The 25,301-nt window shown below is 71.5% G+C and carries 22 protein-coding genes; 12 read left to right on the top strand and 10 right to left on the bottom strand.

The annotated features are described in order from the left end of the window. Positions 1-37 precede the first annotated feature (37 nt). From C3K08_RS05940 to C3K08_RS05925, 4 genes are read left to right on the top strand one after another with little or no spacing between them, the layout of a single operon-like run. Positions 38-1,225, top strand: coding sequence for an exonuclease SbcCD subunit D (locus tag C3K08_RS05940; protein WP_199777003.1), 1,188 nt, complete (start codon positions 38-40; stop codon positions 1,223-1,225). Continuing rightward, positions 1,222-3,954, top strand: a complete 2,733-nt coding sequence (locus C3K08_RS05935) for an AAA family ATPase (RefSeq protein WP_104990469.1) — start codon at positions 1,222-1,224, stop codon at positions 3,952-3,954. Before C3K08_RS05940 ends, C3K08_RS05935 begins: the two co-directional genes overlap by 4 nt. An 8-nt stretch (positions 3,955-3,962) precedes the next feature. Then, the gene (locus tag C3K08_RS05930; RefSeq protein WP_158679857.1) at positions 3,963-4,433 is read left to right on the top strand and encodes an NUDIX hydrolase; all 471 of its coding nucleotides are present in this window, start codon (positions 3,963-3,965) and stop codon (positions 4,431-4,433) included. Next, positions 4,430-4,990: an orotate phosphoribosyltransferase gene (locus C3K08_RS05925; RefSeq protein WP_234009191.1), complete on the top strand. Its 561-nt coding sequence runs from the start codon at positions 4,430-4,432 to the stop codon at positions 4,988-4,990. Before C3K08_RS05930 ends, C3K08_RS05925 begins: the two co-directional genes overlap by 4 nt. 1 nt (position 4,991) lies before the next feature. On the opposite strand, the gene C3K08_RS05920 is transcribed toward C3K08_RS05925, so the two are convergent. The 6 genes from C3K08_RS05920 to C3K08_RS05895 all read right to left on the bottom strand — a co-directional run bounded on the left by C3K08_RS05920 (position 4,992) and on the right by C3K08_RS05895 (position 11,980). Next, positions 4,992-5,417, bottom strand: a complete 426-nt coding sequence (locus C3K08_RS05920; RefSeq protein WP_158679856.1) for a hypothetical protein — start codon at positions 5,415-5,417, stop codon at positions 4,992-4,994. A gap of 40 nt (positions 5,418-5,457) precedes the next feature. Then, positions 5,458-8,775, bottom strand: coding sequence for a chromosome segregation SMC family protein (locus tag C3K08_RS05915; RefSeq protein ID WP_104990466.1), 3,318 nt, complete (start codon positions 8,773-8,775; stop codon positions 5,458-5,460). A gap of 17 nt (positions 8,776-8,792) precedes the next feature. Next, positions 8,793-9,335 (bottom strand): GerMN domain-containing protein, encoded by a 543-nt coding sequence (locus C3K08_RS05910; protein ID WP_104990465.1) that lies wholly within the window; start codon positions 9,333-9,335, stop codon positions 8,793-8,795. Next, complete coding sequence (locus C3K08_RS05905; RefSeq protein ID WP_104991942.1) at positions 9,332-10,687, bottom strand: N-acetylmuramoyl-L-alanine amidase; 1,356 nt, start codon at positions 10,685-10,687, stop codon at positions 9,332-9,334. Before C3K08_RS05905 ends, C3K08_RS05910 begins: the two co-directional genes overlap by 4 nt. 59 nt (positions 10,688-10,746) lie before the next feature. Then, positions 10,747-11,178 (bottom strand): SsrA-binding protein SmpB, encoded by a 432-nt coding sequence (smpB, locus tag C3K08_RS05900; RefSeq protein ID WP_104990464.1) that lies wholly within the window; start codon positions 11,176-11,178, stop codon positions 10,747-10,749. A gap of 82 nt (positions 11,179-11,260) precedes the next feature. After that, positions 11,261-11,980 (bottom strand): SDR family oxidoreductase, encoded by a 720-nt coding sequence (locus C3K08_RS05895; protein WP_104990463.1) that lies wholly within the window; start codon positions 11,978-11,980, stop codon positions 11,261-11,263. A 225-nt stretch (positions 11,981-12,205) separates the two neighbouring features. Here C3K08_RS05895 and C3K08_RS05890 point away from each other — a divergent pair, with 225 nt between their 5' ends. Further along, positions 12,206-13,144 carry a hypothetical protein gene (locus tag C3K08_RS05890; protein ID WP_104990462.1) on the top strand — a complete coding sequence of 313 codons (939 nt, stop codon included), beginning with the start codon at positions 12,206-12,208 and terminating at the stop codon, positions 13,142-13,144. A gap of 117 nt (positions 13,145-13,261) precedes the next feature. Continuing rightward, positions 13,262-14,641: an MFS transporter gene (locus C3K08_RS05885; RefSeq protein WP_104990461.1), complete on the top strand. Its 1,380-nt coding sequence runs from the start codon at positions 13,262-13,264 to the stop codon at positions 14,639-14,641. Between the two features lie 10 nt (positions 14,642-14,651). On the opposite strand, the gene recQ is transcribed toward C3K08_RS05885, so the two are convergent. Next, entirely contained in the window at positions 14,652-16,904 is a 2,253-nt protein-coding gene (recQ, locus tag C3K08_RS05880; protein ID WP_104990460.1) for a DNA helicase RecQ, read from the bottom strand. A 62-nt stretch (positions 16,905-16,966) separates the two neighbouring features. Here recQ and C3K08_RS05875 point away from each other — a divergent pair, with 62 nt between their 5' ends. Both C3K08_RS05875 and C3K08_RS05865 read left to right on the top strand, forming a co-directional pair. Continuing rightward, positions 16,967-17,197 carry a hypothetical protein gene (locus tag C3K08_RS05875; protein ID WP_104990459.1) on the top strand — a complete coding sequence of 77 codons (231 nt, stop codon included), beginning with the start codon at positions 16,967-16,969 and terminating at the stop codon, positions 17,195-17,197. 258 nt (positions 17,198-17,455) lie between these two features. Then, the gene (locus C3K08_RS05865; protein WP_104990457.1) at positions 17,456-18,313 is read left to right on the top strand and encodes a PIG-L deacetylase family protein; all 858 of its coding nucleotides are present in this window, start codon (positions 17,456-17,458) and stop codon (positions 18,311-18,313) included. A gap of 25 nt (positions 18,314-18,338) precedes the next feature. Here C3K08_RS05865 and C3K08_RS05860 read toward each other — a convergent pair whose 3' ends face one another. From C3K08_RS05860 to C3K08_RS05850, 3 genes are read right to left on the bottom strand one after another with little or no spacing between them, the layout of a single operon-like run. Beyond that, positions 18,339-18,638 (bottom strand): roadblock/LC7 domain-containing protein, encoded by a 300-nt coding sequence (locus C3K08_RS05860; RefSeq protein WP_104990456.1) that lies wholly within the window; start codon positions 18,636-18,638, stop codon positions 18,339-18,341. Beyond that, entirely contained in the window at positions 18,635-18,982 is a 348-nt protein-coding gene (locus tag C3K08_RS05855; protein ID WP_104990455.1) for a roadblock/LC7 domain-containing protein, read from the bottom strand. The genes C3K08_RS05860 and C3K08_RS05855 overlap by 4 nt, the downstream gene beginning before the upstream one ends. Continuing rightward, positions 18,979-19,329 carry a roadblock/LC7 domain-containing protein gene (locus C3K08_RS05850; protein WP_104991941.1) on the bottom strand — a complete coding sequence of 117 codons (351 nt, stop codon included), beginning with the start codon at positions 19,327-19,329 and terminating at the stop codon, positions 18,979-18,981. The genes C3K08_RS05855 and C3K08_RS05850 overlap by 4 nt, the downstream gene beginning before the upstream one ends. A 285-nt stretch (positions 19,330-19,614) precedes the next feature. Here C3K08_RS05850 and gyrA point away from each other — a divergent pair, with 285 nt between their 5' ends. The 4 genes from gyrA to C3K08_RS05830 all read left to right on the top strand — a co-directional run bounded on the left by gyrA (position 19,615) and on the right by C3K08_RS05830 (position 25,183). Next, positions 19,615-22,044: a DNA gyrase subunit A gene (gene gyrA / locus C3K08_RS05845; RefSeq protein WP_104990454.1), complete on the top strand. Its 2,430-nt coding sequence runs from the start codon at positions 19,615-19,617 to the stop codon at positions 22,042-22,044. 280 nt (positions 22,045-22,324) lie between these two features. Further along, positions 22,325-22,942 carry a helix-turn-helix domain-containing protein gene (locus C3K08_RS05840; protein WP_104990453.1) on the top strand — a complete coding sequence of 206 codons (618 nt, stop codon included), beginning with the start codon at positions 22,325-22,327 and terminating at the stop codon, positions 22,940-22,942. Between the two features lie 127 nt (positions 22,943-23,069). Next, the gene (locus C3K08_RS05835; protein ID WP_104990452.1) at positions 23,070-24,440 is read left to right on the top strand and encodes an FAD-dependent oxidoreductase; all 1,371 of its coding nucleotides are present in this window, start codon (positions 23,070-23,072) and stop codon (positions 24,438-24,440) included. 83 nt (positions 24,441-24,523) lie between these two features. Beyond that, entirely contained in the window at positions 24,524-25,183 is a 660-nt protein-coding gene (locus C3K08_RS05830; protein WP_104990451.1) for a glycosyltransferase family 2 protein, read from the top strand. Positions 25,184-25,301 lie beyond the last annotated feature (118 nt).

Raw genomic sequence — 25,301 nt, 5'->3', positions numbered from 1 at the left:
ACGGCGCCGAACCCGTCCCCGTGCTATTTTTTCCGTCATGCGCGTACTTCACACCGCCGATTTCCATGCCGGGCGGAATCTGAGGGGCTTTGACCGGACGCCCGAGATTCATGGGGCACTGACCGAGATCGCGGAGCTGGCCCGCAGCGAACGGGCCGACGTGGTGCTGGTGTCGGGCGACCTCTTCGATACGGTGAACCCCTCGGCGGAGGCGGAGGCGGCGGTCTTCGACTTCTTCCTGCGGCTGCGCGACGCGAATATCCCGGCGGTCGCCATCGCCGGGAACCATGACAGCGCGGCCCGGCTGCACAGCCTTGCCGGGCTGCTGGGGTGGGTGGGCGTGCAGCTCGTGGCGCAGCCCACCGCCAACCCGCTGGACATGATCCGCACCGTGCAGACGCGCGGCGGCGAGACGCTGACGGTGGGGGCGCTGCCCTTCCTGTCCGAGCGGCGGCTCGTCAAGGCGGCCGACGTGCTGGGCGGCGACGTGGGCGCGTGGCGGCAGAAGTACCGCGAGGGCATGGGCTTTTTCCTGCGGCGGCTCGCGGAGGGCTTCCGGCCGGGGGGCGTCAACATGCTGATGGCCCACGCCACGATGGACGGCGCGGTCCCCAGCGGCTCCGAGCGCACCATGCAGTTTGACCTGCTCAACGCCTACACGCTCTCGCCATTGCAACTTCCGGCGACGGCGCAGTACGTGGCGCTGGGGCACGTCCACAAGCCGCAGCAGAACTCGGAGATGCCGCTCGCGCACTACCCCGGCTCGGTGGTCCAGCTTGACTTCGGGGAGGGCGGCGAGAAGAAGCAGGTCAATCTGGTGGAGGTGGAGCCGGGGCGCCCTGCCCGCGTCCTCCCGATTCCGCTCGCCAGCGGGCGCGAACTGCGGACCGTGCGGGTCACGCTGGACAACGTGGACGCGCGGCTCGCGGCCCTGGAGGGGTTTCCCGGCCTCGTCAAGGTGGTCGTGCGGGCACCCTCGGGCACCGCGCTGCCGGGCCTCAAGGACCGGGTGCTGCGGCGGCTGCCCAATACGCTGGCGGTGGAGCTGGACGCGGTGCAGGAAGACCTCGCCCTGCCCGAGCGGCGGCGCGAGGGCCTGAGCCTACTGGACCTCTACGAGCGTTTCCATCAAGAGCGGCGGGGCGAGTTGCCGGGCGACTTACGCGACGCCTTCCGCGAGGCGGACGAGGCCGCGCGGGGCGAGGAAGAAGGGGTGGTGGCGTGAGGCCCCTCGCCCTCGAACTCCAGGGCTTCACCGCCTTCCGGCAGCACACCACGCTGGATTTCTCAGACCTCGAACTGTTCGCGCTCGTCGGGCCGACGGGCAGCGGCAAGTCCAGCCTGCTCGACGCGATGACCTTCGCCCTGTACGGCACCACGCCCCGGCTGGGGGCAACGGGCCTCGACGCGCTGATCTCGCAGGGGGAGCGGGGGCTGTCAGTCAGCCTCACCTTTGAGGTGGGGGACGAGACCTACCGGGTCGCCCGGTCCAAGGGGCGGCGGCAGGCCGAGAACGAGGTGCGGCTGGAGCGCCGCGAGGGAGACCGCTGGGTGGGCCTCAGCGACGGCGGGACGCGGGCGGTGGGCGAGCGCATCGCGCGGGTAGTGGGGCTGGATTTCAAGACCTTTGCCCGCAGCGTGCTGCTGCCACAAGGTGAGTTCTCGCGGCTCCTGCACGGCACCGGGCGCGAGCGGCAAGCCCTGCTGGGCGAGTTGATGGGCCTGGAGCATGTCAAGGCGATGCACGGCTTTGCCGGGGACCGCGCCAAGGGCCTCAAGCACCAGCTCGGCAGCCTGCACGCGCTGCTAGAGGGCGAATACGCGGGCGTGACGGTGGAAACGGTCAAGGGCTTGCGGGCCGAACGCGAGGCCGTGAGCGCCGAGGCCGAGCGGCTGACCGACACCCGCGAGCGCCTTCAGGGGCAGGTCAACCGTCTGCGGGCGCTGGAGGGCGTGTGGCGCGAGCGCGAGGACACCACCCGGCGGCTGGACGTGCTGGAGGGCCGCGCCCGGCAGGTGCGGGAGGGTGCGGAACGCGCAGCGCGGGCGCGGCGGGTGGCCGGAGTGCTGCCGCTGCTGGACGCCGCCGAACGCGCCCGCATCGCCGCCGAACGTGAGGAAGCCGAACGCCACCGGGCCGCCAGTGCGGAGGCAGCGGCCCGGCAAGCCGTGGACTCCGCGCAGGCGGGTTTGGAGGCAGCGGCGCTGGCAGAGCAGCGCATCCCCGACCTGGAGGCGAAGGCCGACACCCTGCGCGAGGCCGAGGCCGACGCCGCCCGGTTGCGCCGCGCCGGGGGCACCCCGCAAAGCACCCACGCCTCTCCCCTGCCCTGGGACGAGGACGCTTTCCTGGCCGCCCGCGAGGGAGCGCAGAAGTTGGAGAAGCTGCGGCAGGAGCGGGTGCAACTGGAGGCTCAGAAGACCGCGCTGGAGTCCAGCCGCGAGCGGCAGAGGGCCGAGTTGACCCAGCACGACGCATTGACCGGGGAGCAGGCCCGGACCAAACGCGAGGGCCAGCAGGCCAAGGCCGAACTCGACCGGGCGCAGGCCGAACTGGAGGCTGCGCGGGTGGAGGCGGGCCTCGCCGCCTACCGCTCGCACCTGCACTTCGGGGAGCCGTGTCCGCTATGTGAGGGCATCGTGCAGATCCTCCCACCGCCCGCCGAGCACAACCTCGCCGCGCTGGAAACCCGCGTGGCGGCCCTGACCGCCGACCTGGAAGGCCGCCGCTTGCGCTACAAGGAGATCGGGCTGGAACTCGCCAGTCTGAAAAAGTCCACCGAGGAGCAGGCCGCCGAGCTGCGCGACTGGGAAGCCCAGCTCACCCAGCGCGAGGCCGACCTGCGCGTGCTGGAGGCGAACGTCTCGGGCGACCCCGCCGACACCGCCGCACGGCTCGTCGCGGGACTGGCGGCGCGGGTGCGCTCTGCCGGGGCTGACCCCGCCCGCGAGCGGCAACGGCTGCTGGCGGAGATCAAGACGGTACGGGCACGCCTGACCGAGGCGCAGGCCACGCTCGCCCGCGCCGAGAGTACCCACGCGGCGGCGGCGGCAACCCTGCGCTCGGCGGCGGCAGCGGCGGCGGGCCGCACCCATGAAGCGGCGGACGCAAGCGCGGCGCTGACCTCGGCCCTGGCAGAACTGCGGCTGGACGCGGCCCAGGCCCGCGCCGCCGCCCTCCCCGAAGCCGAGATCACCGCGCTGGAGGAGGCCGCGCGGACCCACACCGCGCAGGTCGGGCACCTGCGGGCACAGCTCGCGGAGCTGGAGCGGCAGCTCGGGCTGGAACCCTTCGACCCGGCGAACCTGCGCCAGGCCGAGCGCGACCTCACCGCGACGGACGCCGCACTCACCACCGCCCGCGAGCGGGCCGGGAGCCTCGCCGAGCAGGAGCGGGTGGCCCGCGAGCGGCTGGAGCGCAAGGCCGAGATCGAGCGGCAGGCGGGAGAGGTCGCCGGGCAGCTCGACACCTGGCAGACCCTCACGAACACCCTCAAGGCCAACGAGTTCCAGAGCTACCTGCTGTCCGAGGTGGAGGCGCAACTCCTGACTGGAGCGGGGGCACTCCTCTACGACATCAGCGACGGCCGCTACCGCCTCGCGCTGGAAAATGGCGAGTACGTCGTGCAGGACCTCTGGAACGCGGGCGAGACGCGGGGGGTCAAGACCTTGTCGGGCGGCGAGACCTTCCTCGCCAGCCTCTCGCTCGCCATCGCCCTGAGCGACTACCTCGCCGGGAACAAGGTGCTGGGGGCGCTCTTTCTCGACGAGGGCTTCGGCACGCTCGACCCGCAGGCGCTGGAGGCGGTCGCGGGGGCGCTGGAAAACCTCCGCACCCAGGGCCGCATGGTGGGCGTGGTGACGCACGTGGAAAGCCTCTCCGAACGCCTGCCCAGCCGCCTGCTGGTCACCAAGAGCGTAGCCGGAAGCAGCGTGCAGCGGCTGGACGGGTGAGCGGTGGGGTGACCGAGCGCGGAAGCTGGGAGGGCCGCCCCACCGTGCTGACGTGGCTGCCGGGTTATCAGCCTTCCTCTGGTGAAGCAGTCACACAGATCAGCGGCGTCTGCCTGACCGAGGAGGGCCGCGTGGTGCTGGTGTCCGAGAACGGCGAAACGTGGAGTCTGCCCGGCGGCCACCCGGAAGCCGGGGAGGACTGGGAGGCGACACTGCGGCGTGAGGTTCAGGAAGAAGCCTGCGCGGAAGTGCTGGCCTGCCGCCTGCTGGGAGCCGTGCGGGTGGAGGGGCTGACGCCGGAGCCGTACTTCCAGTTGCGCTACCAGGCGCGGGTGCGGCTGGACGTCTTCAACCCAGCATTTGAAACGCGCCACCGAATCGCCGGCTCCCCTGCCGAGGTTGCCCGCCTTCTGCCGTGGATAGCGGGACCGCTTGGGCGGGCGCTGCTGGCCGACGTGCTGGCGCAGGATGTTCCGTGACGGCTGACCTCCCCCGGCTGCTGGGAGAACGCGGCGCTCTACGCCCCGGCCACACCGCCTTTCGCAACGGCCTTCATGGGGACGGCTGGATAGAGAAGGGGGAGATCGTCCGCGATCCGGCCACATTGGACGGGGTGGCAGCGGTGCAGGCGGCCTCGCTGCGGGCCGCGTTTCCCGAGGCGACCCTGCTGGTGGGGGCGCCCGCGTGCGGGGCGGTCCTGGCCTCCTTCGTGGCGCGGCACCTCGGGTTGCCCGTCGCCTATGTCCTGACGGGCGAGCGACCCGGCTGGCACCGGATGCACGTCCCCACGCCCGGCGAGCGGGTCGTCTACGTGGACGACCTGATCTGCACCGGGACGGACGCCCGCGCCGTCCTGGCCTTCCTGCGAGAACAGGGCCACACGGTCCTCGGCGTCAGCGCGTGGCTCAGCCGGACGCGGCTGGAGGGCGAACGGCTGGCCACGCTGATGGCGCCGCCTTTCCAGACCTTCCCGGCAGCGGAGTGCCCGCTGTGCGCGGCGGGGGACGGGCTGGTCTGGAGAGACGTGCGGGAGTAGGTCAGGCCCGCAGACCCGGCGGCAATGCCACGGCATACACCGCGAGCGGCACCCACAGCCCCTCCGGGCAGTCCCGCGGCCGGGGCCGACCGTCCGGGCCAAGGTGAATCATCCGGTAACGGCGGCGCTGCCATTCCAGTTCGCCGTCCACCACGCAGAACAGGTCCGCGACGACGTTGGCGGCGGCGGGGTCCGTGTCGGTGGCGGTCAGGATGCGGAAGTCGCGCAGGGGCTGACGGCGGTAGTGCAACCGGGCGGCCTTCACCTCCCGGCCCGTCGGCGTGCGCCAGGGGTCGGGCCGGACACCGGAGGCAGGCAGCCAGCGGGCGAGTTCGGCATACTCCCGCCGCTGCCAGCGGGTCAGGATGCCCGCGAGCACTTCGGGGGGCGTCTGCTCAGTCATGGCGGGCAGGATGGCGCGGGACATGGCGAAAGGGCATCCGGCGACTGGCTTACCCAGCCCCTCCTCAAACGGCCGAGGACCGCGCGGGCGCCTCGTCCCCCTGGCGGATGCTCAGAACCCGGCTGGCCCCGGACGCGTCGGTAGTCACGCCCCACAGTGCGTGGGCGACTTCCATCGTGGCCTTCTGGTGGGTGACGAGCAGGAACTGGGCGCCCCGCGCGGAGAAGCGTTCCAGAAAGGCCGTGAAGCGGCGGATGTTCGCCTCGTCCAGCGGGGCGTCCACCTCGTCCAGCACGGCGAGGGGCAGGCCGCCCGCCCCGCCCTCTCCCCCGGCGTGGTTCAGCGCGAAGAGGAACCCCAGCCCCGCCATCGTGCGCTCGCCCGCGCTGAGGAGGGTCATGGAGCGGGTGCGCTTGCCCTTGGGCTGGACGGCGAGGCGCAGCCCGGTCAGGCGGCCCGAGGCGTCTTCCTCGGGTTCCAGGTCGCCCTGGCCCCCCAGCAGTTCGGCGGAGTACTCCCGGAAGGCGGTATTGACGCGCCCGAAGGCCGCGCGGGTGGCCTCCTCCTCGGCCCCCTCCAGCCCGGTGAGGTGGGCCTGCAACTCGGCGGCGGCGGCCTCGGCGTCCCCGAGCTCGGCGGAGAGGCGCTCCAGCTCGGCGACCTCCAGCGCGTGGTCGGCCTCGGCGCGGGCATTCACGGGGCCGAGGCGCTCCAGCTCGCCGCGCACGCGGGTCAGTTCGGCGGTCCACTCGCGGGGAGTACCGGGGGGACTGCATCCATCCGGCAGGGGCTCCAGGCTGCCCTCGCGCCGGGCGACGAGCAGGCGCAGGTCCTCCAGGCGGGCGCGGACCTTGTTCTGCTCCCCGATCAGCGAGGTGTAGGCCTGGGTCGCGGCCTCCCGCTCGGCCTCGGCGCGGGCGAGTTCGTGCTCGTCGAGGGTTCCCAGGGCGGCCTCGCGGCGGGCGACCTCGGCGGCGGCTCCGGCGAGGTGGGTGCCCTGGGTCTGCTGGGCGGCGGCGTTGGCGGCCAGGCGCTCCCGCAGGTCGGCGGCGCGGGCGTGGGCGCTGCGGTAGGCCCGCCACGCGGCGTCCAGTTCGCGGGCCAGGGCCAGGGCCTCCAGCGCTGCCCGTTCCCCGGCGCGGCCCTCCTCGGCGGCGCGGCGGGCGGCGAGCAACTCGGCTTCCAGCGCGGCGGGGTCGGCGGGCGGCTCGGTGGGCTGGGCAGGAACGGCGGGGGCCGAGGCCTCCAGCCGTTCGCGCAGGCGGTCGCGGTGGGCGGTCAGGCTGCGGGCCTGCGCCTCCAGCTCGGTAACGCGGCGCTCGGCGTCACGGGCCTCGCGGACGGCAGCGTCGCGGGTGAGTTGGAGGGAAGAGGGGCCAGTCCCGGTCCACGCTAGCCCCGCCTGAACCCGCTCCAGCTCGGCCCGCAGGCGGGCGGTGCGCTGCTCGGCGTCCTCCAGCTCGGCGTCCAGCTCCTGAAAGCGGCGCTGGTCGGCCAGCACGCTGCTCCCGCTGTCGCGCAGGCGTCCGCCCGTAATCGCGCCCCCGGCCTCCAGCAGTTCGCCCTCCAGGGTCACGAGGCGCGGGCGGTTCGGATACGCGCGGGCGAGGCGGTTGGCGGCCCGCAGGTCATCTACGATCAGCGTGTCGGCCAGGATCGCCTCCCCCACGAGCGGCGGGTCGGTGGGGCACAGGTCGGCGAGGTTGCCTACCACGCCCGCCTCGCGCAGCAGCCCCCCGTCGCGCCGGGGGCGGGGCCGCAGGAGGTCCAGCGGGAGGAAGGTCGCCCGGCCCCCCACCCGCTTGAGTTCCTCGATGATGGTGCGGGCATCCTCGCCGGAGTGGACGACAATCTGTTCCAGGCGGCGCCCCAGGGCGGCGGTCACGGCCGTCTCGTACTCGGCGGGCACGGTCAGGAGGTCTGCCACCGACCCCACGATGCCGGGATGATCGAGGCGCAGGGCGTTGCGGGCACCCTCGCCGTAACGGGCGTAGGAGTTGAGCGCCGCTTCCAACCGCTCGCGCTCGCGGCGGAGGGGGGCGACTCCGGCATTCAGGCGGGCGAGTTCGCCCTCCAAGTGGCGGGCGTGGGCCTGGGCCTGCGCGAGTCCGGCGGCCTGGGCGGCGTGGGCGGCCTCGGCCTCGTCGCGGGCGGCGGTCAGCGCGGTCAGGCGCTCCTGGGCGGCGGCCAGAGAGTCCAGCGCCGACTCCAGATTGCCCTCGGCGCGGTCCAGCTCGTTGCGCAGCGTCTCGCGGCTGGCGTCGAGGCGGGCGGCGGCCTCGGCGGTGCGGGCAGCCTGGGCCTGGGCGCGGGATAGTTCGGCTTCCAGGGTGCGGGCGCGGCGTTCGGCGGCCTCGGCACGGGTGCGGGCAGCGGTGACCTCGGCTTCCAGCGCGGGGAGGTCGGGGGCGGGTTCGGCGGGGGCCTGGGCAGGCAGGGCGGCGAACTCTGCCTCTAGCCGCTCGGCCTCGGCGCCCAGATGAGCGGCGTAGCGTTCGGCCTGAGCGTGCGCGTCACGGGCGGCCCGCAGCGCGTCGAGCGCCCCGGCGAACGCCTCCGCGCGGGCGCGGGCGGCGTGGGCGGCGTCGCGGGCGGCTTCCACCCGCTCAGCCCCCCGAGCGACCTCCCCGGCGAGGGCAGCGGAGCGCGTTTCCAGTGACTCCGCCTCCTGCCGAGCCGCTGCAATCTCGCGTCCCAGGGCGAGTTGGCGCTCGCGGCGCAGGGCGTCCTCCAGGGTCAGGACGCGGGCGCTGAGCTGCCGGTGGGTCTGGGCATCCTGGGCGGCCTGCGCGAGCCGCTCGACCGCCGCCGCCCGCTCGCCCTGCACCAGCCGCAGGCGGTCCAGGTGTTCCCCGGCCTCGCGCAGCCGGGCCGCCGCCTCCAGCCTCGCACTCACCGCGCGGGAGAGCCCAGCGGCCTCCTGCACGTAGCCCAGCAGGGTGCGGCCCTCGGCCTGCACGACCCCGCTGACCTCGCCCTGCCCGATGACGGCGAGGCCCCCCGGCCCCAGCCCGGTGCCGCGCAGGGCCGACTGCACGTCGCGGGCGCGGGCAGGGCGGCCCCCCAGGTCCTGTTCGGCGGTGCCGTCGCGGTAGACCCGGCGGCTGAGGTTGACCCGGCCCTCCGGCGTCTGGAGCTCGAGTTCGACCTCGGCCAGCCCCAGGGGAGCCTTGCCGCCGCTCCCGTGGAAGATCAGCTCGGTGCCGCGTCCGGCCCGAAGTTCACGCGCCCGCGCCCCGTGGGTCGCCCAGCGAATCGCCTCCACCACGTTGCTCTTGCCGCTGCCGTTCGGCCCGATGACGGCGCTGACGCCGGGGCCGAACTCCAGCCGGGTGCGGTCGGCGAAGCTCTTGAAGCCGTGGAGGGTGATGCTGCGGAGCATGACTTAGGCGGGCCGGGTCACTGGTCGGTGCAGTCCTGGGCGCGGTACGGCTCGCGCAGGTCGAGGTGCCACAGGGTTTCGACGTTCTTGCCCCCGACCAGGAAGGTCACGTCCTGCCCACGCACCTCCAGCAGGGTGCGGGTCAGCGTGCACAGCAGCATCCGCTCGCCGCTGGTGCCGTAGCGCAGCCGCTGGTAGCTCTCCGGCAGGTCCACGTAGACGTGCGTGCCGCGCAGCCACACGTTCGGCGCGGGACTGCCCTTGGGCACGACCGGGAGCGACCCCTGCGTCTGCGGCCCGTTCGCCCAGGCCCGCAGCGCCGCCTGCGCGGTGGCGGCGGGCGTGTCCTGGGTGACCTGCACGGTGCGGGTCTCGGGCTTCATGGTCTGGACCTGCGCGTCGCTGAAGTAGACCTTGACCGGCTTGGACTGCCGCTCCTGAAGCTGGAGCTTGGGCGCTTCGGGCGTCGCCGGGGGCCGCTGCACTTCCGTATAGGCATAGGCCGCCGCTCCCAGCAGGGCCAGGCTTACCACGTTGAAGAGGGAAAAGAGGCGCTTCATTGGCCTGCTCCTGCCGTGCCGCTGGCCTGGGTGTCGGCAGCGGGCGTGGCCGACACCGTGCGCCCGGCGTTCGCGGCGCGGGCGGTGAGGTAGGTCGCCACCGAGCGGGCCACCGCGACCGACATCGCCCGCAGTCGCCCGGCGGAGGCGAGGTCGGCGCGATCCTCCTCGTTGCCCACCCAGCCGAGTTCCAGCAGCAGCGCGGCCTGCGGCGCCTCACCCAGCGTGAGCGTGCGGCTGACCGTCTCGGCCTGCGCGGTCACGCCGCCCCCCTTCAGTTCGCCCCGCAGCAGCTCGCTGAGGCGCTTGGTCCCCCCCGACCCCCCGATGGCAAGGTCGATGTAGGGAGCCTTGCCGCCCGAACGCACCGCCTCCACGATCTGCGCGGTTGAGCGGCCGGTGGGTTCGTACACGGTCACGCCGCCCCGGTCGGTGCCGGGAAAGCGCCCCAGGTTGAGCGCGAGGTACACGTCGCTGCGGCGGGCCAGCGCGAGCTTCTGGTTCAGGCCCAGGGCACTCTGCCCGTCGCGGGTCAGGCGCACCTGCCACCCCGCCTGACTCAGCAGTTCGGCAGCGCGGCGAGCCACGTCCAGCGTCACGTCGCGCCCCAACCCCTCGACGCGGGCGGGGTCCAGCACGATCAGCGGGCGCGAGATGCGCTCCAGCAGGGCCGGGCTGGTGTAGGGAATGCCCGGCCCCGCGTCCACGACGAGCCGGGACCCGCCGGGCCGCACCACCCGGTAGACCCGGTAGCCGCTGCCGGGCGGCAGGGTGAAGCTGAGCCTCAGGTCCTCCCCGTCGCGGGCCACCTGAGCACGCGGCACGAAGGCCCCGCGTGTGGTGTAGCGCCGCGCCTCGCCCTGCACGTCCTCCAGCGTCACGGTGACGGTGGTGCCGCGCAGCTCGTCGCTGAAGCTCACGTCGCGGGTGAGGTCCAGCACGAGGCGGTCGCTGCTCGCCCCCGCGCGGCTGCTCACCCCCTGGAGCCGGGCAGGAATCACCCGGAAGTTCCCGGCGCGGTACTGCGCCCCCAGGCCCCGCGCCAGCGTGTCCAGCGGCAGGTAGAGATTGCCGTTGAGCAGGGTCGCGGTGCGGGCCTTCACACGCTCGGTGTCGAGCTGCACGGTGTTGAAGTCGGTGGCGGCCCGCTGCGGGTCCTCGTCGAGGGGGAACAGCAGGACGTGCCCGTACCCCTCCACCCGGATGACCTGGCCCTCGCGGCTGATGCGGACCACCCGGTCCAGCACGCTCTGGCTGGCGTACTCGGCCCCGTAGAGATTCACGCTCTGAACCTGCTGCCCGGCGAGGTTGAGGCGCGAGAAGGCGATCTGCGCCCCCGCCAGCCCCGCCATCAGGAGGGCGGCCGAGAGCAGCAGCGGGCGGGCGAGCGCCCGGCTCAAGCGCGGCCCCCTCACAGTTCGCGCAGCTCCCGGCGCAGGGTCTTCTCAGCTTCGGCGCGGCGCTTGTCGTGGAGCTTCTTGCCACGGGCCAGGGCCAGCTCGACCTTGAAGACCCGGCCCTTCTGGTAGAGCCGCGTGGGCACCAGGGTCAGACCCTTTTGCTCCAGCGCCCGCTTCAGCTTGCCGATCTCCTCGCGGTGCAGCAGCAATCGGCGGGGGCGGCGGGGTTCGTGGTTGTTGTAGGTGGCTTCAGTGTAGGTCGGAATGTACAACCCCTCCAGCTCGATATTCCCACCCGTCAGACGCGCGAAGGCGTCCCGGAAATCCACGCCGCCTGCCCGGACGCTCTTGACCTCGCTGCCCGTCAGGGCGATGCCCGCCTCGAAGCGCTCCAGCAGTTCGTACTCGTGGTGTGCGCGGCGGTTCGTGTACACGCGGGGCATTCTAGGGCAAATCGGGGAACGGGGGCGGGGCACAAGGCAATGCCCCCGGCCTGGGGCCAGGGGCAGGAAGGAGCGTCGGCCTTTACTTCTGCGGTGGGCGGCTGGGGCGAACCTCGATGCGGCTCGGCAACGTGCGCTCCGGCATTGCCAGCAGGTCGAGGGTGAGCTGCGCGATGTCCTCGGGCTGAATCTTCCAGGCATCGGCCTCGTTGGGGGTGTGGCCGTTGAAATAGGTCGCCACGCTGCCGGGCATGATCTGGGTCACCTTGATGCCGTGCTGCCGCAGGTCGAGGGTCAGCACCTCAGACAGCCCGTTGAGGCCGAACTTGCTCGCGTTGTAGGCGCCGCCGCCCGCGAAGGGGTTTTTCCCCGCGAGGCTCGACAGGGTAAAGATGTACCCGCCCCGCCGCTTGAGGGCGCTCAAACCCGCCTTGACCGTGTAAAAGGCGCCGCTGAGGTTGGTGTCGATCACCTCCTGCCACTGCTCGACCGTCAGGTCGTCGACGTTGGCGAAGTGCCCCAGCCCCGCGTTGACGAACAGCACGTCGAGGCCGCCGAAGGCTTCCACGTGGGCGTCCACCGCCCGCTGGAGGGCCTGCGGGTCGCGCACGTCGCAGACCACGCCCAGCGCCTGCCCGCCGATCTCGCGGGCCGCCGCCTCGATTTCGCCTTGCTTGCGGCTGGTGATCGTGACCGCGTACCCGGCTCCCGTGAGTGCCCGCGCCACCTCCAGCCCGATGCCCTTGCTGGCTCCGGTCACGAAGGCGCTCTTGCCCTCCCCCAATGCTGTCCGCTGCGTCATATCCGCAACGTAACGCGCCCGCTGCGGGGAGGGCGGAACAGGTAAAGGGCCGCTCAAGTGACCAGGGCGGAAGCGAACTGTGCTCACCCGCCCCGATTGGTGTGAGGACGACATTAAGCGAGCGGGGGCGCACCGGAGAGGGATCGGCGCTTAGGGTGAAAGCTGAATGCGGGCGGGGCCGTCCTCTGGACACTCCCCTTCCCTGGCCCGCACCCAGGAGGTTCTATGACCCTGAACACCGATCGGCTCTCCCGTCGCCTGAGCTGGCGCGGCGTCCTCGCGGGCGTCGTGCTGGGCTTGGTGAGCACCCTGACCGTGCTGGCCCTGGGCCTCGTGATCACCGCCCTGACCGGTATCACGCTGACCGGCACCGGCATCCAGGCCGCGATCTGGACGGCCATCGCCGCGCTGGTCGGGGCCTGGGCGGCCGGGCGGACGGCGGTGCGGGCGAGTGCGCCCTCGACCCGCAACGACGACGGCATCGCCGCGATGACCCCGGAAGACGCCTCGTTGACCGGGCTGATCACGGGCGGCCTGCTGGTGCTGCTGCTGACCTACACCCTGTTCGGGGCCGCCCGCAGCCTGCTGGGTCTGGCGACCAGTGCCGTGAGCAGCGTGGTGGGCACGGCGACCAGCGCGGCGGGCAATGCCGCCCAGGACGGCGGGGTTCAGAATGCCCTGCAGAACTTCATCAGCGGGGTCGACCAGCAGGACGTGGTTGACCTGATCGCCGAGCAGAGCCCCAGCCTGAGCGAGGAGCAGGTGGACGCCGCCGCCAACGTGGTGACCAACGTCTTTCGCCGCTCGGCCTATGACCTGGGCCAGCAGGACCTGGGCACCATCACCGACTTCGTGCCCGCCCGCCTGAACGCCATTCGCAACGCCCTGACCGGGGAGTCCTTCGAGACCCGGCTGGAGCGCCAGGGCCTGACGAATGCCCAGGCTCAGGAAGTCCGCACGGTGATCACCAACGAACTCAACCGACTGGAGCGCCAGGGCCAGCAGCTCGCCGAGAGCGCTGAGCAGGCCGCCCGCACCACCGCCCGCAACACCGGCCTGGGCTGGCTGCTGGCCGCCGGGCTGACCCTGCTGCTCTCGTGGCTGGGTGCCCGCGGCGCCGCGACCCACCCCGCGATCACGGCCCTGCCCACCGACCGCCGCTAACCCTTCCTCACTCTGCCGCCCTCCCGAGTCGGGGGGCGGTTTTCCTTGGGTCTGGGTCTCTCTTCATGGGTTATTGACCTGGGGTTCCAGGCTGGAGAGGGGAGTAGCCTGCTCCCCATGACCGAAGCGGCTCCCCTCTCCCCGCAGGCCCGGCGAGTCCGGCAACTGGCGACCTCCGGCCTGATTCTGGGCGTTTTTCTGGCGGCGCTGGAGTCCAGCGTGGTGGCGACCGCCATGCCCAGCGTGATCGCGGACCTGGGAGGCCAGCGGCTCTACGCACTGCCCTTCGCGGTCTACCTGCTCACGAGCACGGTCTCCAGCCCACTGTGGGGCCGCGCCTCGGACGTGGTGGGGCGGCGGCGGCTGTACCTCGTGGGCGTGGTGCTGTTCCTCTTGGGCAGCGCCCTGTGTGGCCTCGCGCAGAGCATGGGTTGGCTGGTGGGGGCACGGGCCTTGCAGGGATTGGGAGCGGGGGCGGTGCTGCCGCTGACCCTGACCATCATCGGGGAGACGTACTCGCTGACCGAACGCGGGCGGGTGCAGGCCTTTATCAGCGGAGTGTGGGGCCTCTCGGGGCTGCTGGGGCCGTTGCTGGGCGGCTGGCTGACGGACACGCTCTCGTGGCGCTGGACCTTCTATGCCTCGCTGCCATTCGGGGTGGCGGCGCTGCTGATCGCCCTGCGCCACCTGCGCGAGACGGGCACCCCGCACCCGGCGCGGCTGGACTGGGCGGGCGCGGCGCTCTTCACCCTGGGCAGCGGCCTGACGGTGTGGGGCCTGGAGTCGCGGCTGTGGGCGATGGTGGGGGCGGGACTCTTGATCCTGCTGGCCGCCGTGATGGTGGAACGGCGGCACCCCCAGCCCCTGCTGCCCATGGGGGCGCTGCGGCAGCGCACGACCGCCATCGCCTTCGCGGGCAATTTCCTGGGAGGGGCGGCTTACTTCGGGGTGATCGCCTACCTCCCGCTGTACGCGCAGGGGGTGGGCGGCGGGAGTGCCACGGGCGCCGGGGCCATCCTCACGCCCATGCTGGTGGGCTGGACGCTGACGAGCATCCTCGCGGCGCGGCTGCTCAACCGCGTGCCCCTCGCGCGGCTCTCGCAGGTGGGTTTCCTGGTGCTGACGGGGACGTTCGCGGCGCTCACCTTTGCGGTGCACGCGCCGCTGTGGGTCACCTCGGTGCTGGGGTTCGTGGTGGGCATGGGGATGGGCTTCGCCATGCTGAGCCTGCTGCTCTCGGCGCAGGAGCGGGCGGAGCGCGAGGAACTCGGCGCGGTGACGAGCGGCGTGTTGTTCGCCCGGCAGATGGGCGGGGCGCTGGGGGTGGCGCTGATGGCCCTCCTGATCGGTCCCGCCGCGATCCTGTCGGGCGGCCCCGAACTCGCCGAGGGCCTGCGGCGGGCCTACGTGCTGGCGCTCGTGCTGGTGGCGGGCGGGCTGCTGCTGAGCCTGCGGCTGCGGGCGGTGCGGCCCATGCAGGCGGGGGCGGCGGACTGAGAAACCCGCGCTACCCGTCCAGCGCCGTCAGCACCGCGTCCACGATCCGCTCCCCGTAAGCCTCTATCCGCTTCGGCCCCAGCCCCGGCACCCCTTCCAACTCGGCCAGCGTGCGCGGTTGCCGGGCCGCGAGGGCGTCCAAGGTGGCATTCGGGAAGATCACGAAGGCGCTGTGCCCCGTCTCGCGGGCAAGTTCGCGGCGCAGTTCGCGCAGGGCCTCGGCGACCTCGGGGTTATGGGGGGCGTGTGGCGTGTCGCCCGTGGCGTGCGGAAACAGCGCGTCGGGGCGTGAGGAGGCCGGGGCTTCCGGGCGGGGGCGGACGGGCGGAGCGCTGGGAGCCGATGACGGAGGACTGCCGCGCAGCAAGCCCAGCACCGCCGCATTCCCGGCCGCCCCCCGCTCGGCTTCCGTGGGCTGGCGGCTGGAAGCTGGCCGCTGGCTGCTCGACTGCCCCCGCACCACCCCCAGCACCTCCTCCCCGTACTCCGCGAGCTTGCGCTGACCCACGCCGCTCACCGTCCCCAGGGTGTGCAGGCTGCCGGGGCGCAGTTCGGCGATGGTCTTCAGGGTCGCGTCGGTGAAGATCACGTAGGGGGGCACGCCCTGCTCGCGGGCCTTCTGGAGCCGCCAGGCCCGCAACGCTTCAAAGAGCGGGCGGTCCTGCGCGTCCACCGGGGCGCGGCCGGGCCGGGCGGAGCGGTCACGGGCCGGGCGGGGCGCCAGGGTGTCCTCGCGCAGGTGCAGCGTCTCCTCGCCGCGCAGGAGGGGCCGCGCTTTCGCCGTCGCGCTCAGTCCGTGGTGGTCGCCCGCCGCGAGGTAACCCAGGCTGACGAGCTGACGCAGCAGCCCCCGCCACGTCTTCTCGTCGTGCGCCCGCCCCACGCCGAAGGTGGGCAGCGTATGGTGCGCCATCGCCCGCACTTTCTCGGTGTCGCGGCCCAGCAGCACGTCGGTGAGGTGGGCAGCCCCGAAGCGGTTGCCGGTGCGGATCGCCGCCGAGAGCGCCATCTGCGCTTCCCGCGTGGCGTCGCGCACGCGCGGGGGGGCGAGGCACACGTCACAGTTGCCGCACGGCTCCGGCAGCGTCTCCCCGAAGTACGACAGCAGCACCTGTCGGCGGCAGGTCGCGGCCTCGCAGTAGGTCAGCAGGGCGTCGAGCTTGGCGGCCTCCACCCGGCGCACGTCCTCGGGCGCGGCACTTTGCGCCAGCATCCGCCGCACGTTGACCACGTCGGCCAGCCCGTAGACCATCCAGGCGGTGCTGGGCAGCCCGTCGCGCCCGGCGCGGCCCGTCTCCTGGTAGTAGCCCTCCAGACTCTTGGGCAGGTCGAGGTGGGCCACGAAGCGCACGTTGGGCTTGTCGATGCCCATGCCAAAGGCGACGGTCGCCACCACGATCAGGCCTTCCTCGTTCAGGAAGCGTTCCTGCGCCGTGTTGCGCTCGCGCGGCGAGAGCCCCGCGTGGTAGGGCACGGCGTCCACCCCCTGCGCCTGAAGCCACTTCGCCGTCTCCTCCACCGACTTGCGGCTCAGGCAGTACACGATGCCCGCGTCGCCCGGATGTTCGCTGCGGATGAAGTCGAGAAGTTGCGACTTCGGCCCCTCCTTCGCCGCGACCCGGTACTGGATGTTGGGGCGGTCGAAGGACGAGATGAACTGCGGCGCCCCGTGCAGCCCCAGCACCCGCAGGATGTCGGCCCGCGTGCGGTCGTCGGCGGTGGCGGTCAGCGCGAGGCGGGGAATCTGGGGGAAGCGTTCCGGCAACACGCCCAGTTGCCCGTATTCGGGCCGGAAGTCGTGCCCCCATTGCGAGACACAGTGCGCCTCGTCAATGGCGAACAGGGCCACCGGGGCGCGTTCGAGGAGGTCCAGCGTGCGCGGCAGCAGGAGACGTTCGGGCGCAACGTACAGCAGGTCCAACTCGTCCGCGAGCAGCGCCGCCTCCACCTCCCGCACCCCCTCCGGGCTGAGGGTCGAGTTCAGGAAGGCGGCCCGCACCCCGAGCTGCCGCAGGGTGTCCACCTGGTCCTTCATCAGCGCGATCAAGGGCGAGACGACGATGCCGACGCCGGGCCGCAGCAGCGAGGGCACCTGGTAGCACAGGCTCTTGCCGCCGCCCGTGGGCATCAGCACGAGCGCGTGGCCCCCGCCCGCCACCGTCCGCACGATGTCGGCCTGCACGCCCCGGAAGGCGTCGTAGCCCCAGACGCGCTTGAGGATGTCCAGGGCCTGCTGGTCGGTGGTGGTCGGCGCCGCCGTCATCGGGGCCGATGATACCGGAGTACGCCGGGGACAGAATGCAGACCTGACCCTAGATTGGCTCCATGCCCGATTACCCGACCGAGGACCGCCTCTCTACCCTCCTGAACGCCGAGGTCTACTGGACCGCGCGGGCCATGCAGGAGCAGGGCAGCCGCTTTTACCGGGCGCTGGGAACGGCGCTGGAGGCCGCCGACCTCGCCAACCGCCGCCGCCTGTACGGGACGTGGCCGGACGAGTTCTGGGACTTCTACCGGCGGGGCCTGCGCCTGCGCGACGCGTCGGGCGAGGGCTGACCGATCAGGCTGAAGGCAGCCTCCCTCAGCAGGGTTCGCAGGGCAGTCAGGGGGCTGGAGGGCGCGGCGCCACGCACCCGTTCCACCTTCGCGGCGAAGCGTGCCCGGTCCGCCGTGCTCGCTCCGGGCCGGGGTTGACCGGTAGCCCCCAGGAACAGTTCCCGCAGGACGGTCCAGAGGCTGCGCAGGGCGGCTCGCATCCCCATCCGTACGCTTCACACGTGTCTGACGTTCCCGCCCCGCCGTACACTGCCGCCCATGACTGCTGCCCCCCAGCCCACCCTGCTCGCCGTGTTCGCCCACCCCGACGACGAGGCCTTCAGCGTCGGCGGCACGCTGACCCACTACGCCCGCCGGGGGGTGCGGGTGGTCCTGGCCTGCGCCACGCGAGGCGAGGCGGGCAAGATCACGGTGCCGGGCATGACCGTGGACGACCTCGGGCAGCAGCGCGAGCAGGAGTTGCGCGAGGCGTGCCGGGCGCTGGAGATCGGGGAGCCGGTTTTTCTCGACTATCACGACTCCGGCCGCTACGAGCGCACCCGCTATGACGATCCCCTCGCGCTGATGAACGTGAACCCGCTCGACGTGGAGGTCAAGCTGCGGGCGCTCATCGAGGAGGTGCAGCCGCAGGTCATCGTCACCTTCGACCCGCATGGCGGCTACGGGCACGTCGACCACCTTCAGATTCACCGGGCGACCGCCGCCGCCTTTTTCAGCACCGGGCACCTGCCCGGCGGCGGGCCGCAGCGGCTGTACTACACCGCCATGACCCACGAGGCGGCGGCCGGAATCGCCCGGATGGGCCAGGACCTCGACCCGCTGGTCTATGGGGTGTCCGCAGACACGGTGGCGGTCCGGATGAACGTGGCCGCCTACGCGGACAACAAGAAAGCGGCCCTCGCCGCCCACGGCACCCAGACGGGCGCGGAGAGCCTGCTGGGCCGCATGACCCCCGAGGAACGGGAGGCGCTCGAAACCCGGATGCTGGGCACCGAGGGCTTCAGCATCGGCGGCACGCGCACGCCGATTGCCCGCTACCCGCTGCGGGGGCTGTTCGATGGGGTGCCGGGATGCGAGGGGGTAGAGGAGCCGGAGGCGGTGGCGCCGGGCGTGTAACCCCCCGGCAGGCGGCTCCCCCGCCCTACCCCAGCAGCCGCCCCACCGCGAAGCGCACCCGGCCCAGGCTGGCGACCTCGTCGAAGGCGGTCAGCAAGACCCCGGCGCCGTGGGGGGTCAGCAGGACCGGGCCGTCCCCGAAGTCGAGGAGCAGGTCCTGCCACTCGCCCGCGCCCAGCGCGGCCTTGAGGCTGCCCACGACGGCGCGGGCGGGCGGCACCACGCTGATGTCGGCCCCCGCGCCCGCGCTGGTGACGACCTTGCCCGCCGCGTCCAGCAGGGCGACGTGCCGGACGCCGCGCACCTCCAGCAGTTCGGAGATCATGCGAACTCCGGCCGGGGCAGATCGGTCAGCTCCAGGGCCAGCCGGGCGAGAAGCTGCTGCGCGGCGCGGGTGTCGGTGCCGCGCGTCTGGGCCACGCCCAGGATGAAGTCGCCGCTGGTGACCGCGACCACCTCCACGCGCTCGCTGGTAAAGGCCAGCCGGGTCACTTCCCCCGCCCCGAGGCGGCGGCACACCCGGTCGAGGCTGACGCGCAGGGCCGCAAGTTCGGCGGCCAGACCGTCGCCACCCTCGCCCAGCAGTTCGATGGGCAGCCCGTCGGGGCCGACCAGGGCGGCCGCCACCACGCCGGGCAGGGGCCGCAGGGCATCAAAACGGGCGCTCACAGCAGGGCCTCCAGACGGTGGGCGGCGGCGCGGCCGTACAGCCGGGCCTGCCCGAGGTTGCTGCGGGCGTCCAGCGCCAGCAGCAGGAAGAAAGCGGAGGTGATGGGGTGCAGGTAGACGCTCAGGCGCTCGCCGCGCAGATACAGCTCGCGCACGTTACCGCCGTTCAGGGTGTCGCCGTAGGCCGCGCCCGACGCCCGCATCAGCCCCGCGTGCTCGGCCACCAGCAGGTTAAGGTCGGTGTTCGCCGCCGCGTGGCCCTCCACCAGCAGCCCGTCCAGCCCGCCGATGGCCGCCGCCCAGGCTCCGTCCACGTCCGCGACCAGTTGTGTGAGATGTGACAGCATCGCCCCGATCATAGGCGGCGATTCCACGCAAAATTCTCACAAGGGTGGAGGGCGGGCGGCTCGCACCTTTCTCCCAGCTCCCTCTGGCGTCCACTCCCGGCTCCGGCCGCGTGGTTTTTCCGTCTCCATGCGGTAGAATGCGGGGTGCAAAGGGGGGGAGTCGATTACGTTCAGGGCAGAATGTGGTAGACTCGCTTCATCCCCGGCAAGGACGCCGGGCCTCCCTTCCTCTCACGCGGCGGCGGGCCAGTTCCCCTGACCTGCCGCCCGCCCGACTGGAGTCTCATGACTGGAATCCATCCCGTTGACATCACCGCGGAAGTCAAGACCAATTTCATCAACTACGCGATGAACGTGATCGTGGACCGGGCGCTGCCCGATGTCCGCGACGGCATGAAGCCGGTGCAGCGCCGGATCATGTACGCCATGCTGCAAGAGGGCCTCGCCGCCAACCAGAAGCACGCCAAGTCGGCGGCCGTGGTGGGCGAGGTCATGAAGAAGTACCACCCCCACGGCGACTCGTCCATCTACGACGCGATGGTACGGCTGGGCCAGTGGTGGAACATGCGTTACACCCTGGTCGACCCCCAGGGCAACTTCGGCTCCATCGACGGCGACCCGCCCGCCGCGATGCGGTACACCGAAGCCCGCATGACCAAGCTCGCCGAGGAAGTGCTGGCCGACCTCGAAAAAGAGACGGTCTACATGAAGCCCAACTACGACGAGACCACCGTGGAACCCTCGGTGCTCCCGTCGGCGGTGCCCAACCTGCTGATCAACGGGGCGGCGGGCATCGCGGTGGGAATGGCGACGAACATCCCGCCGCACAACCTCACCGAGATCAGCAACGGGCTGCTGGCCCTGATCGACAACCCCGCGATCACCCTCGACGAGATGCTGACCCACGTGCAGGGGCCGGATTTTCCCACCGGGGGGCGCATCTCCCGGCAGGGTATCCGTGAGGCCTACGCGACGGGGCACTCGGGCCTGAAGGTGCGCGGCAAGGCCCGCATCGACGAGAAGAACGGCCGGGCGCAGATTGTGATCTCCGAGATTCCATATCAGGTCAACAAGACCAACCTGATCCAGACCATCTCGGCGATGTACAAGGCGGGCAAGATTCCCGACATCTCGGCCCTGCGTGACGAGTCCGACCGCAAGGAACCCGTGCGGATCGTCGTGGAACTCAAGCGCGGCGCGATTCCCACGCTGGTCCTGAACCAGCTCTACAAGTACACCCAGCTCCAGTCGACCTTCACGGTGATGAACCTCAGCATCGTGAACGGCGAGCCGCGCGTGCTGCCGCTGATCGACACCATGCGGGCCTTCCTCGACCACCGCCGCGACGTGGTCACCAAGCGCACCGCCTACGAGCTGAAAAAGGCCGAGGAACGCGCCCACGTGCTGGAGGGGCTGGTCAAGGCCCTCGACCACATCGACGAGGTCATCGAGCGCATCCGGGCCAGCAACACGGCGGCCGAGGCGCGGGACACCCTGATGAGCCGCTTCGACCTGACCGAGATTCAGGCGCAGGCGATCCTGGACATGCGCCTTCAGCGCCTCGTGGGCCTGGAGCGCGAGAAGCTGATGGCCGAGTACGACGAGCTGCAAAAGACCATTGCCCGCCTGCGGTCCATCCTGGGCGAGGAGCGGCTGCTGTGGCGCGAGATCAAGAAGGAAATCCGCGACATCCGCGACCGCTACGGTGACGAGCGGCGCAGCGCGATCACCGACCTCGAAGACGACATCTCCAAGGAGGACCTGATCGCCGTCGAGGACATGGTGATCACCATGACGCGGGCGGGGTACCTCAAGCGCACCAACCTGACCGCCTACCGGGCGCAGGGGCGCGGCGGGCGCGGGGCCTCGGGCGGCAAGCTGCGCGAGGAGGACGTGAACACGGGTGTCTTTGTGGGCTCCACCCACGACTACATGCTGTTCTTCACCGATCAGGGCCGGGTCTTCCACGAGAAGATCTACGACCTGCCGGAAGCGGGCCGCGACGCCAAGGGCACCCATATCCGCAACCTCTTCCCCGCCCTGCGCGACGACGAGAACATCGCGTCGGTGCTGAGCGTGGGAGGCTTCAGCGAACCCGGCAGCTTCGTCTTTGCCACCAAGCGCGGGATGCTGAAAAAGACCCTGATCACCGAGTACGGCAACATCACCTCGGCGGGACTCATCGCCATCAACCTCCAGCCCGGCGACGAGCTGATCGGCGTGGGCATCCAGCGCGACGGTGACCACGTGGTGCTCGCCACCCGTGACGGGCAGGCGATGCGCTTCGCGGCGACCGAGGTGCGCGACACCGGCCGGGCGACCCAGGGCGTGATCGGCATCCGGCTGCGCGAGGGCGACGAGGTGGTCAGCATGGCGCTGGTCCCCGGCGGCGACGAGGGCAGCGAACTGCTGGCAATCAGCGAGTGCGGCCTGGGCAAGCGCACCCCGGTGGGCGAGTATCCCAGCAAGGGGCGCGGCGGCCTGGGCGTGATCACCCTCGACGTGACCGACAAGACCGGCAAACTCGTCGCCCTGACCCATGTGGCGGGCAACGAGGAGCTGATGGTCCTGACCGAGAAGGGCACCGTGATCCGCACCCGCGTGGAAGAGGTTCGCGTGACCGGCCGCAACGCGCAGGGCGTCAAGGTGATCAACCTCGGCTCCGGCGACCGCGTGATCGATGCCTTCCCCATCCGCCGGGAGGACGCGCTCTAAGCCTTCCCCAGCACCCCGACCCGGCTTCTCTGGAGGCCGGGTTTTTCTTTCCGTGATGCCTTGCAGGATGAGGACCGAGTGAGCCTGATCCACCTGTGACGATATGGAGAAACATCGTGCTGGGCACATTCCACGGGCTTGGGGCAACTTGAATGATCTGTGACCTAAAGCCTGATTAAAGAAACAAAACTGTTTACAAAAACGTGACCTTGGGTTACACTGTGATCCATGCCGGGATGGTCCGGCGACCGATCAACTTCACCGCCAGGAGGCGACCCAAATGACGCAGACGCACACCACCTCCCTGACCAAGACCTTCGTGGACACTGTCACCTACCGGCCCGGCGCCGTGATCCTCTACCCCGGCAAGAGCGACATGCTCTACCGCGTGGCAAGCGGCCTGGTGCGCGTCCACACCATGGACGACGACGGCAACGGCCTGACCCTGCGCTACGTCAAGCCCGGCGAGTACTTCGGCGAGGAAGCGCTGGCAGGCGTGAACCGCGCCTACTTCGCGGAGGCCGTGACCGACTCCACCGTGGACGTGATCAACCCCGCCCTGATGAGCGCGGAAGACAACCTCGTCGTGACCACCCACCTCGTCAAGACGCTGGAGCGGGCCTACGAGAGCATCTACCGCCTGGTGGGCAAGCGCCTGCGGGCGCGCATCGCGGGCGAGCTGCTGGAGCTGAAGGACACCGCCCTGGCGACCCAGCTCGACTCCGGCGAGACGATGATCTACGCCACCCACGACGAACTCGCCGCCGCCGTCGGCTCCGTGCGCGAGACCGTCACCAAGGTGGTGGGCGAACTCAGCCGCGAGGGCGTGATCAGCGCCGGGTACGGCAAGATCACCCTGAGGGACGAGCGGGCGCTGGCGACCATCGCCGCTGCGTAACGCCCCACCCCTTCCCAGCGCCATCCGGTTCACGCCGGGTGGCGTTTTTGCTGTAGGGCCGCTTCCGTCCCGCTCAAGGGAATGCCCGCACGCTCCGGCCCGGCTGCCCCCGCTACACTCGGCACCGATGAGCGAGCAGACCTTTACCCCCTCCCTGGGCCGCCCCCTGCGGGTGGCCGTGATCGGCAGCGGTCCCAGCGGCATCTACGCGGCCGAGGCGCTGACCAAGCAGACGGCCCTGCCGGTGGAGGTCGACGTGTTCGACCGCCTGCCCACCCCCTACGGGCTGGTGCGCTACGGGGTGGCCCCCGACCACCTGACGATCAAGAGCGTGACCAGGGCCTTCGAGAAGGTGCTCTCCGACCCGCGCGTGCGCTTTCTGGGGAACGTGGAGTTCGGCACTGACCTCACGCACGAGGAGGCGCGGAGCCTGTACGACGCCCTGGTGTACACGGTCGGCGCGAGTGCCGACCGCCGCCTGGGGATTCCCGGCGAGGACCTGCAAGGGTCCATGAGCGCGACCGAGTTCGTCGCCTGGTACAACGGCCACCCCGACGCGGCGGCCCGCGAGCTGGTGCTGAATGCCCAGGGCGTGGCGGTCGTGGGTGTGGGCAATGTGGCGCTGGACGTGAGCCGCATCCTGGTCAAGACGGTGGAGGAACTGCGCGGGTCGGACATCGCCGAGCACGCGCTGACGGTGCTGGAGCGCAGCCACGTCCGCGACGTGTGGGTGCTGGGTCGCCGGGGCGCGGCGCAGGCCAAGTTCACGACCAAGGAGTTGCGCGAGTTCGGCGAGTTGAACGCCGCCGACCCCATCGTCAAGCCCGCCGAGGTGCAGGTGGACGAGGCGACCGAGGCGCTGATCACCGACAACACCGTGAAGAAAAATCTGGAGGTGCTGCGCGACTTCGCCGTTCGCACGCCGGAAGGAAAGGAGCGGCGCATCCACCTGCGTTTTCTGGTCTCGCCCGTCGAGATTCTGGACGACGGCACCGGGCACGTGGGCGGCCTGAAGGTCGAGCGCAACGTGCTGGACGAGTCGGGGGGCGCGGTGGGCACCGGCGAGTACGAGGTGCTCCCCGTGCAGATGGTGTTGCGTTCGGTGGGGTACAAGGGGGTCGCGTTGCCCGGCGTGCCCTTCGACGAGCGCCGGGGCGTGATTCCCAACGTGGAGGGCCGGGTGGAGGGCCGCCCCGGTGAATACACCGCCGGGTGGATCAAGCGCGGTCCCAGCGGCGTGATCGGCACGAACAAGAAAGACGCGGTGGACACGGTCGCTGGGCTCCTCGCGGACGCGGGGGCCGGGGCGCTCCCCGCCGCCGCCCAGCCCGGCCGCGAGGCCGTGGACGCCCTGCTGCGGGGCAAGGGCGTGGACGTGTACACCTACCACGACTGGCAGGTGCTCGACGCCCACGAACTCGCCCAGGGTGAGCAGCAGGGTCGCCCCCGCGCCAAGGTGGTCCACCGCCACGAGATGCTGACGCACCGCAAGGGCTGAGCCGCCCCCCTCACTCCTGGCCCCTCTCCCCCGCAGAGAGGGGTTTTCGTCTGCTGGCCGGGGGTGAAGTACCATGCGGCCTGATGTCGTCGCCCGTTCCCTCCCCCGTTCCCCGTGTGGCCGTCGTGATTCCGGCGTACAACGAGGAAGAAACCGTGGCGACCGTGGTGCGGACCGCGCTGGAACTCACCCCGGAGGTCGTCGTGGCGAGCGACGGCAGCGCCGACCGCACCGCCGACGTCGCGCGGGCGGCGGGGGCGCGGGTGGTGGCGCTGCGCGAGAACCGGGGCAAGGGTCCGGCGCTCAAGGCGGCGCTGGAGGCCACCCAAGCCGAGTTCGTGGTCATGCTGGACGCCGACCTGATGGGGCTGACGCGGGAGCATCTGGAGCAGCTTCTGGCGCCCGTGCTGGCGGGCGACCTCGACATGGCGATCGGGGTGTTCGAGGGAGGCGGCAGTTTCGCGAGCGACTGGGGGAACCGCCTGACCCCCAACCTCAGCGGGCAGCGGGCCTGCCGCCGCGACTGGCTGCTCTCGGTGCCCCGGCTGGGCGAGGAACGCTGGCCCGAGCCGCCCATCACCGACTGGCTGCGCGAGACGGGCGCCCGCTGGGGCTACGTGGAGCTGGGGCAGGTGCGGCAGGTGCTCAAGGAAACCAAGCGCGGTTTCTGGAAGGGGGCGCGTGCCCGCACCCGGATGTATGCCGACCTGCTGACCTACCGCCGCCGCAAACGCCGGGGGTAGGCAACAGGGTTCACTCCTCAGATCGTCCGAGTGGAGGAGAGCCGAGGCGACCAATGAGGGCTGCCGCTTCCCGTTTGGAGAGCGGCGGTCCACAGTTCCAGGTCGTCCCGGCCAGACG

This window comes from Deinococcus sp. NW-56, from assembly GCF_002953415.1.
Lineage (GTDB): Bacteria > Deinococcota > Deinococci > Deinococcales > Deinococcaceae > Deinococcus.
Note: the sequence above shows the minus strand (reverse complement) of the source record. Positions and strands in the feature narration are given on the sequence as shown.

What these genes read in the sequence shown, in the direction of transcription:
- gyrA (WP_104990454.1), top strand. Translation starts at nt 19,615, where the DNA reads ATGACTGGAATCCATCCCGTTGACATCACCGCGGAAGTCAAGACCAAT.
- C3K08_RS05895 (WP_104990463.1), bottom strand. Translation starts at nt 11,980, where the DNA reads ATGACGCAGCGGACAGCATTGGGGGAGGGCAAGAGCGCCTTCGTGACC.
- smpB (WP_104990464.1), bottom strand. Translation starts at nt 11,178, where the DNA reads ATGCCCCGCGTGTACACGAACCGCCGCGCACACCACGAGTACGAACTG.
- C3K08_RS05860 (WP_104990456.1), bottom strand. Translation starts at nt 18,638, where the DNA reads ATGATCTCCGAACTGCTGGAGGTGCGCGGCGTCCGGCACGTCGCCCTG.
- recQ (WP_104990460.1), bottom strand. Translation starts at nt 16,904, where the DNA reads ATGACGGCGGCGCCGACCACCACCGACCAGCAGGCCCTGGACATCCTC.
- C3K08_RS05940 (WP_199777003.1), top strand. Translation starts at nt 38, where the DNA reads ATGCGCGTACTTCACACCGCCGATTTCCATGCCGGGCGGAATCTGAGG.
- C3K08_RS05835 (WP_104990452.1), top strand. Translation starts at nt 23,070, where the DNA reads ATGAGCGAGCAGACCTTTACCCCCTCCCTGGGCCGCCCCCTGCGGGTG.
- C3K08_RS05840 (WP_104990453.1), top strand. Translation starts at nt 22,325, where the DNA reads ATGACGCAGACGCACACCACCTCCCTGACCAAGACCTTCGTGGACACT.
- C3K08_RS05905 (WP_104991942.1), bottom strand. Translation starts at nt 10,687, where the DNA reads ATGGCGGGGCTGGCGGGGGCGCAGATCGCCTTCTCGCGCCTCAACCTC.
- C3K08_RS05865 (WP_104990457.1), top strand. Translation starts at nt 17,456, where the DNA reads ATGACTGCTGCCCCCCAGCCCACCCTGCTCGCCGTGTTCGCCCACCCC.
- C3K08_RS05850 (WP_104991941.1), bottom strand. Translation starts at nt 19,329, where the DNA reads ATGCTGTCACATCTCACACAACTGGTCGCGGACGTGGACGGAGCCTGG.
- C3K08_RS05830 (WP_104990451.1), top strand. Translation starts at nt 24,524, where the DNA reads ATGTCGTCGCCCGTTCCCTCCCCCGTTCCCCGTGTGGCCGTCGTGATT.
- C3K08_RS05890 (WP_104990462.1), top strand. Translation starts at nt 12,206, where the DNA reads ATGACCCTGAACACCGATCGGCTCTCCCGTCGCCTGAGCTGGCGCGGC.
- C3K08_RS05885 (WP_104990461.1), top strand. Translation starts at nt 13,262, where the DNA reads ATGACCGAAGCGGCTCCCCTCTCCCCGCAGGCCCGGCGAGTCCGGCAA.
- C3K08_RS05875 (WP_104990459.1), top strand. Translation starts at nt 16,967, where the DNA reads ATGCCCGATTACCCGACCGAGGACCGCCTCTCTACCCTCCTGAACGCC.
- C3K08_RS05920 (WP_158679856.1), bottom strand. Translation starts at nt 5,417, where the DNA reads ATGTCCCGCGCCATCCTGCCCGCCATGACTGAGCAGACGCCCCCCGAA.
- C3K08_RS05910 (WP_104990465.1), bottom strand. Translation starts at nt 9,335, where the DNA reads ATGAAGCGCCTCTTTTCCCTCTTCAACGTGGTAAGCCTGGCCCTGCTG.
- C3K08_RS05915 (WP_104990466.1), bottom strand. Translation starts at nt 8,775, where the DNA reads ATGCTCCGCAGCATCACCCTCCACGGCTTCAAGAGCTTCGCCGACCGC.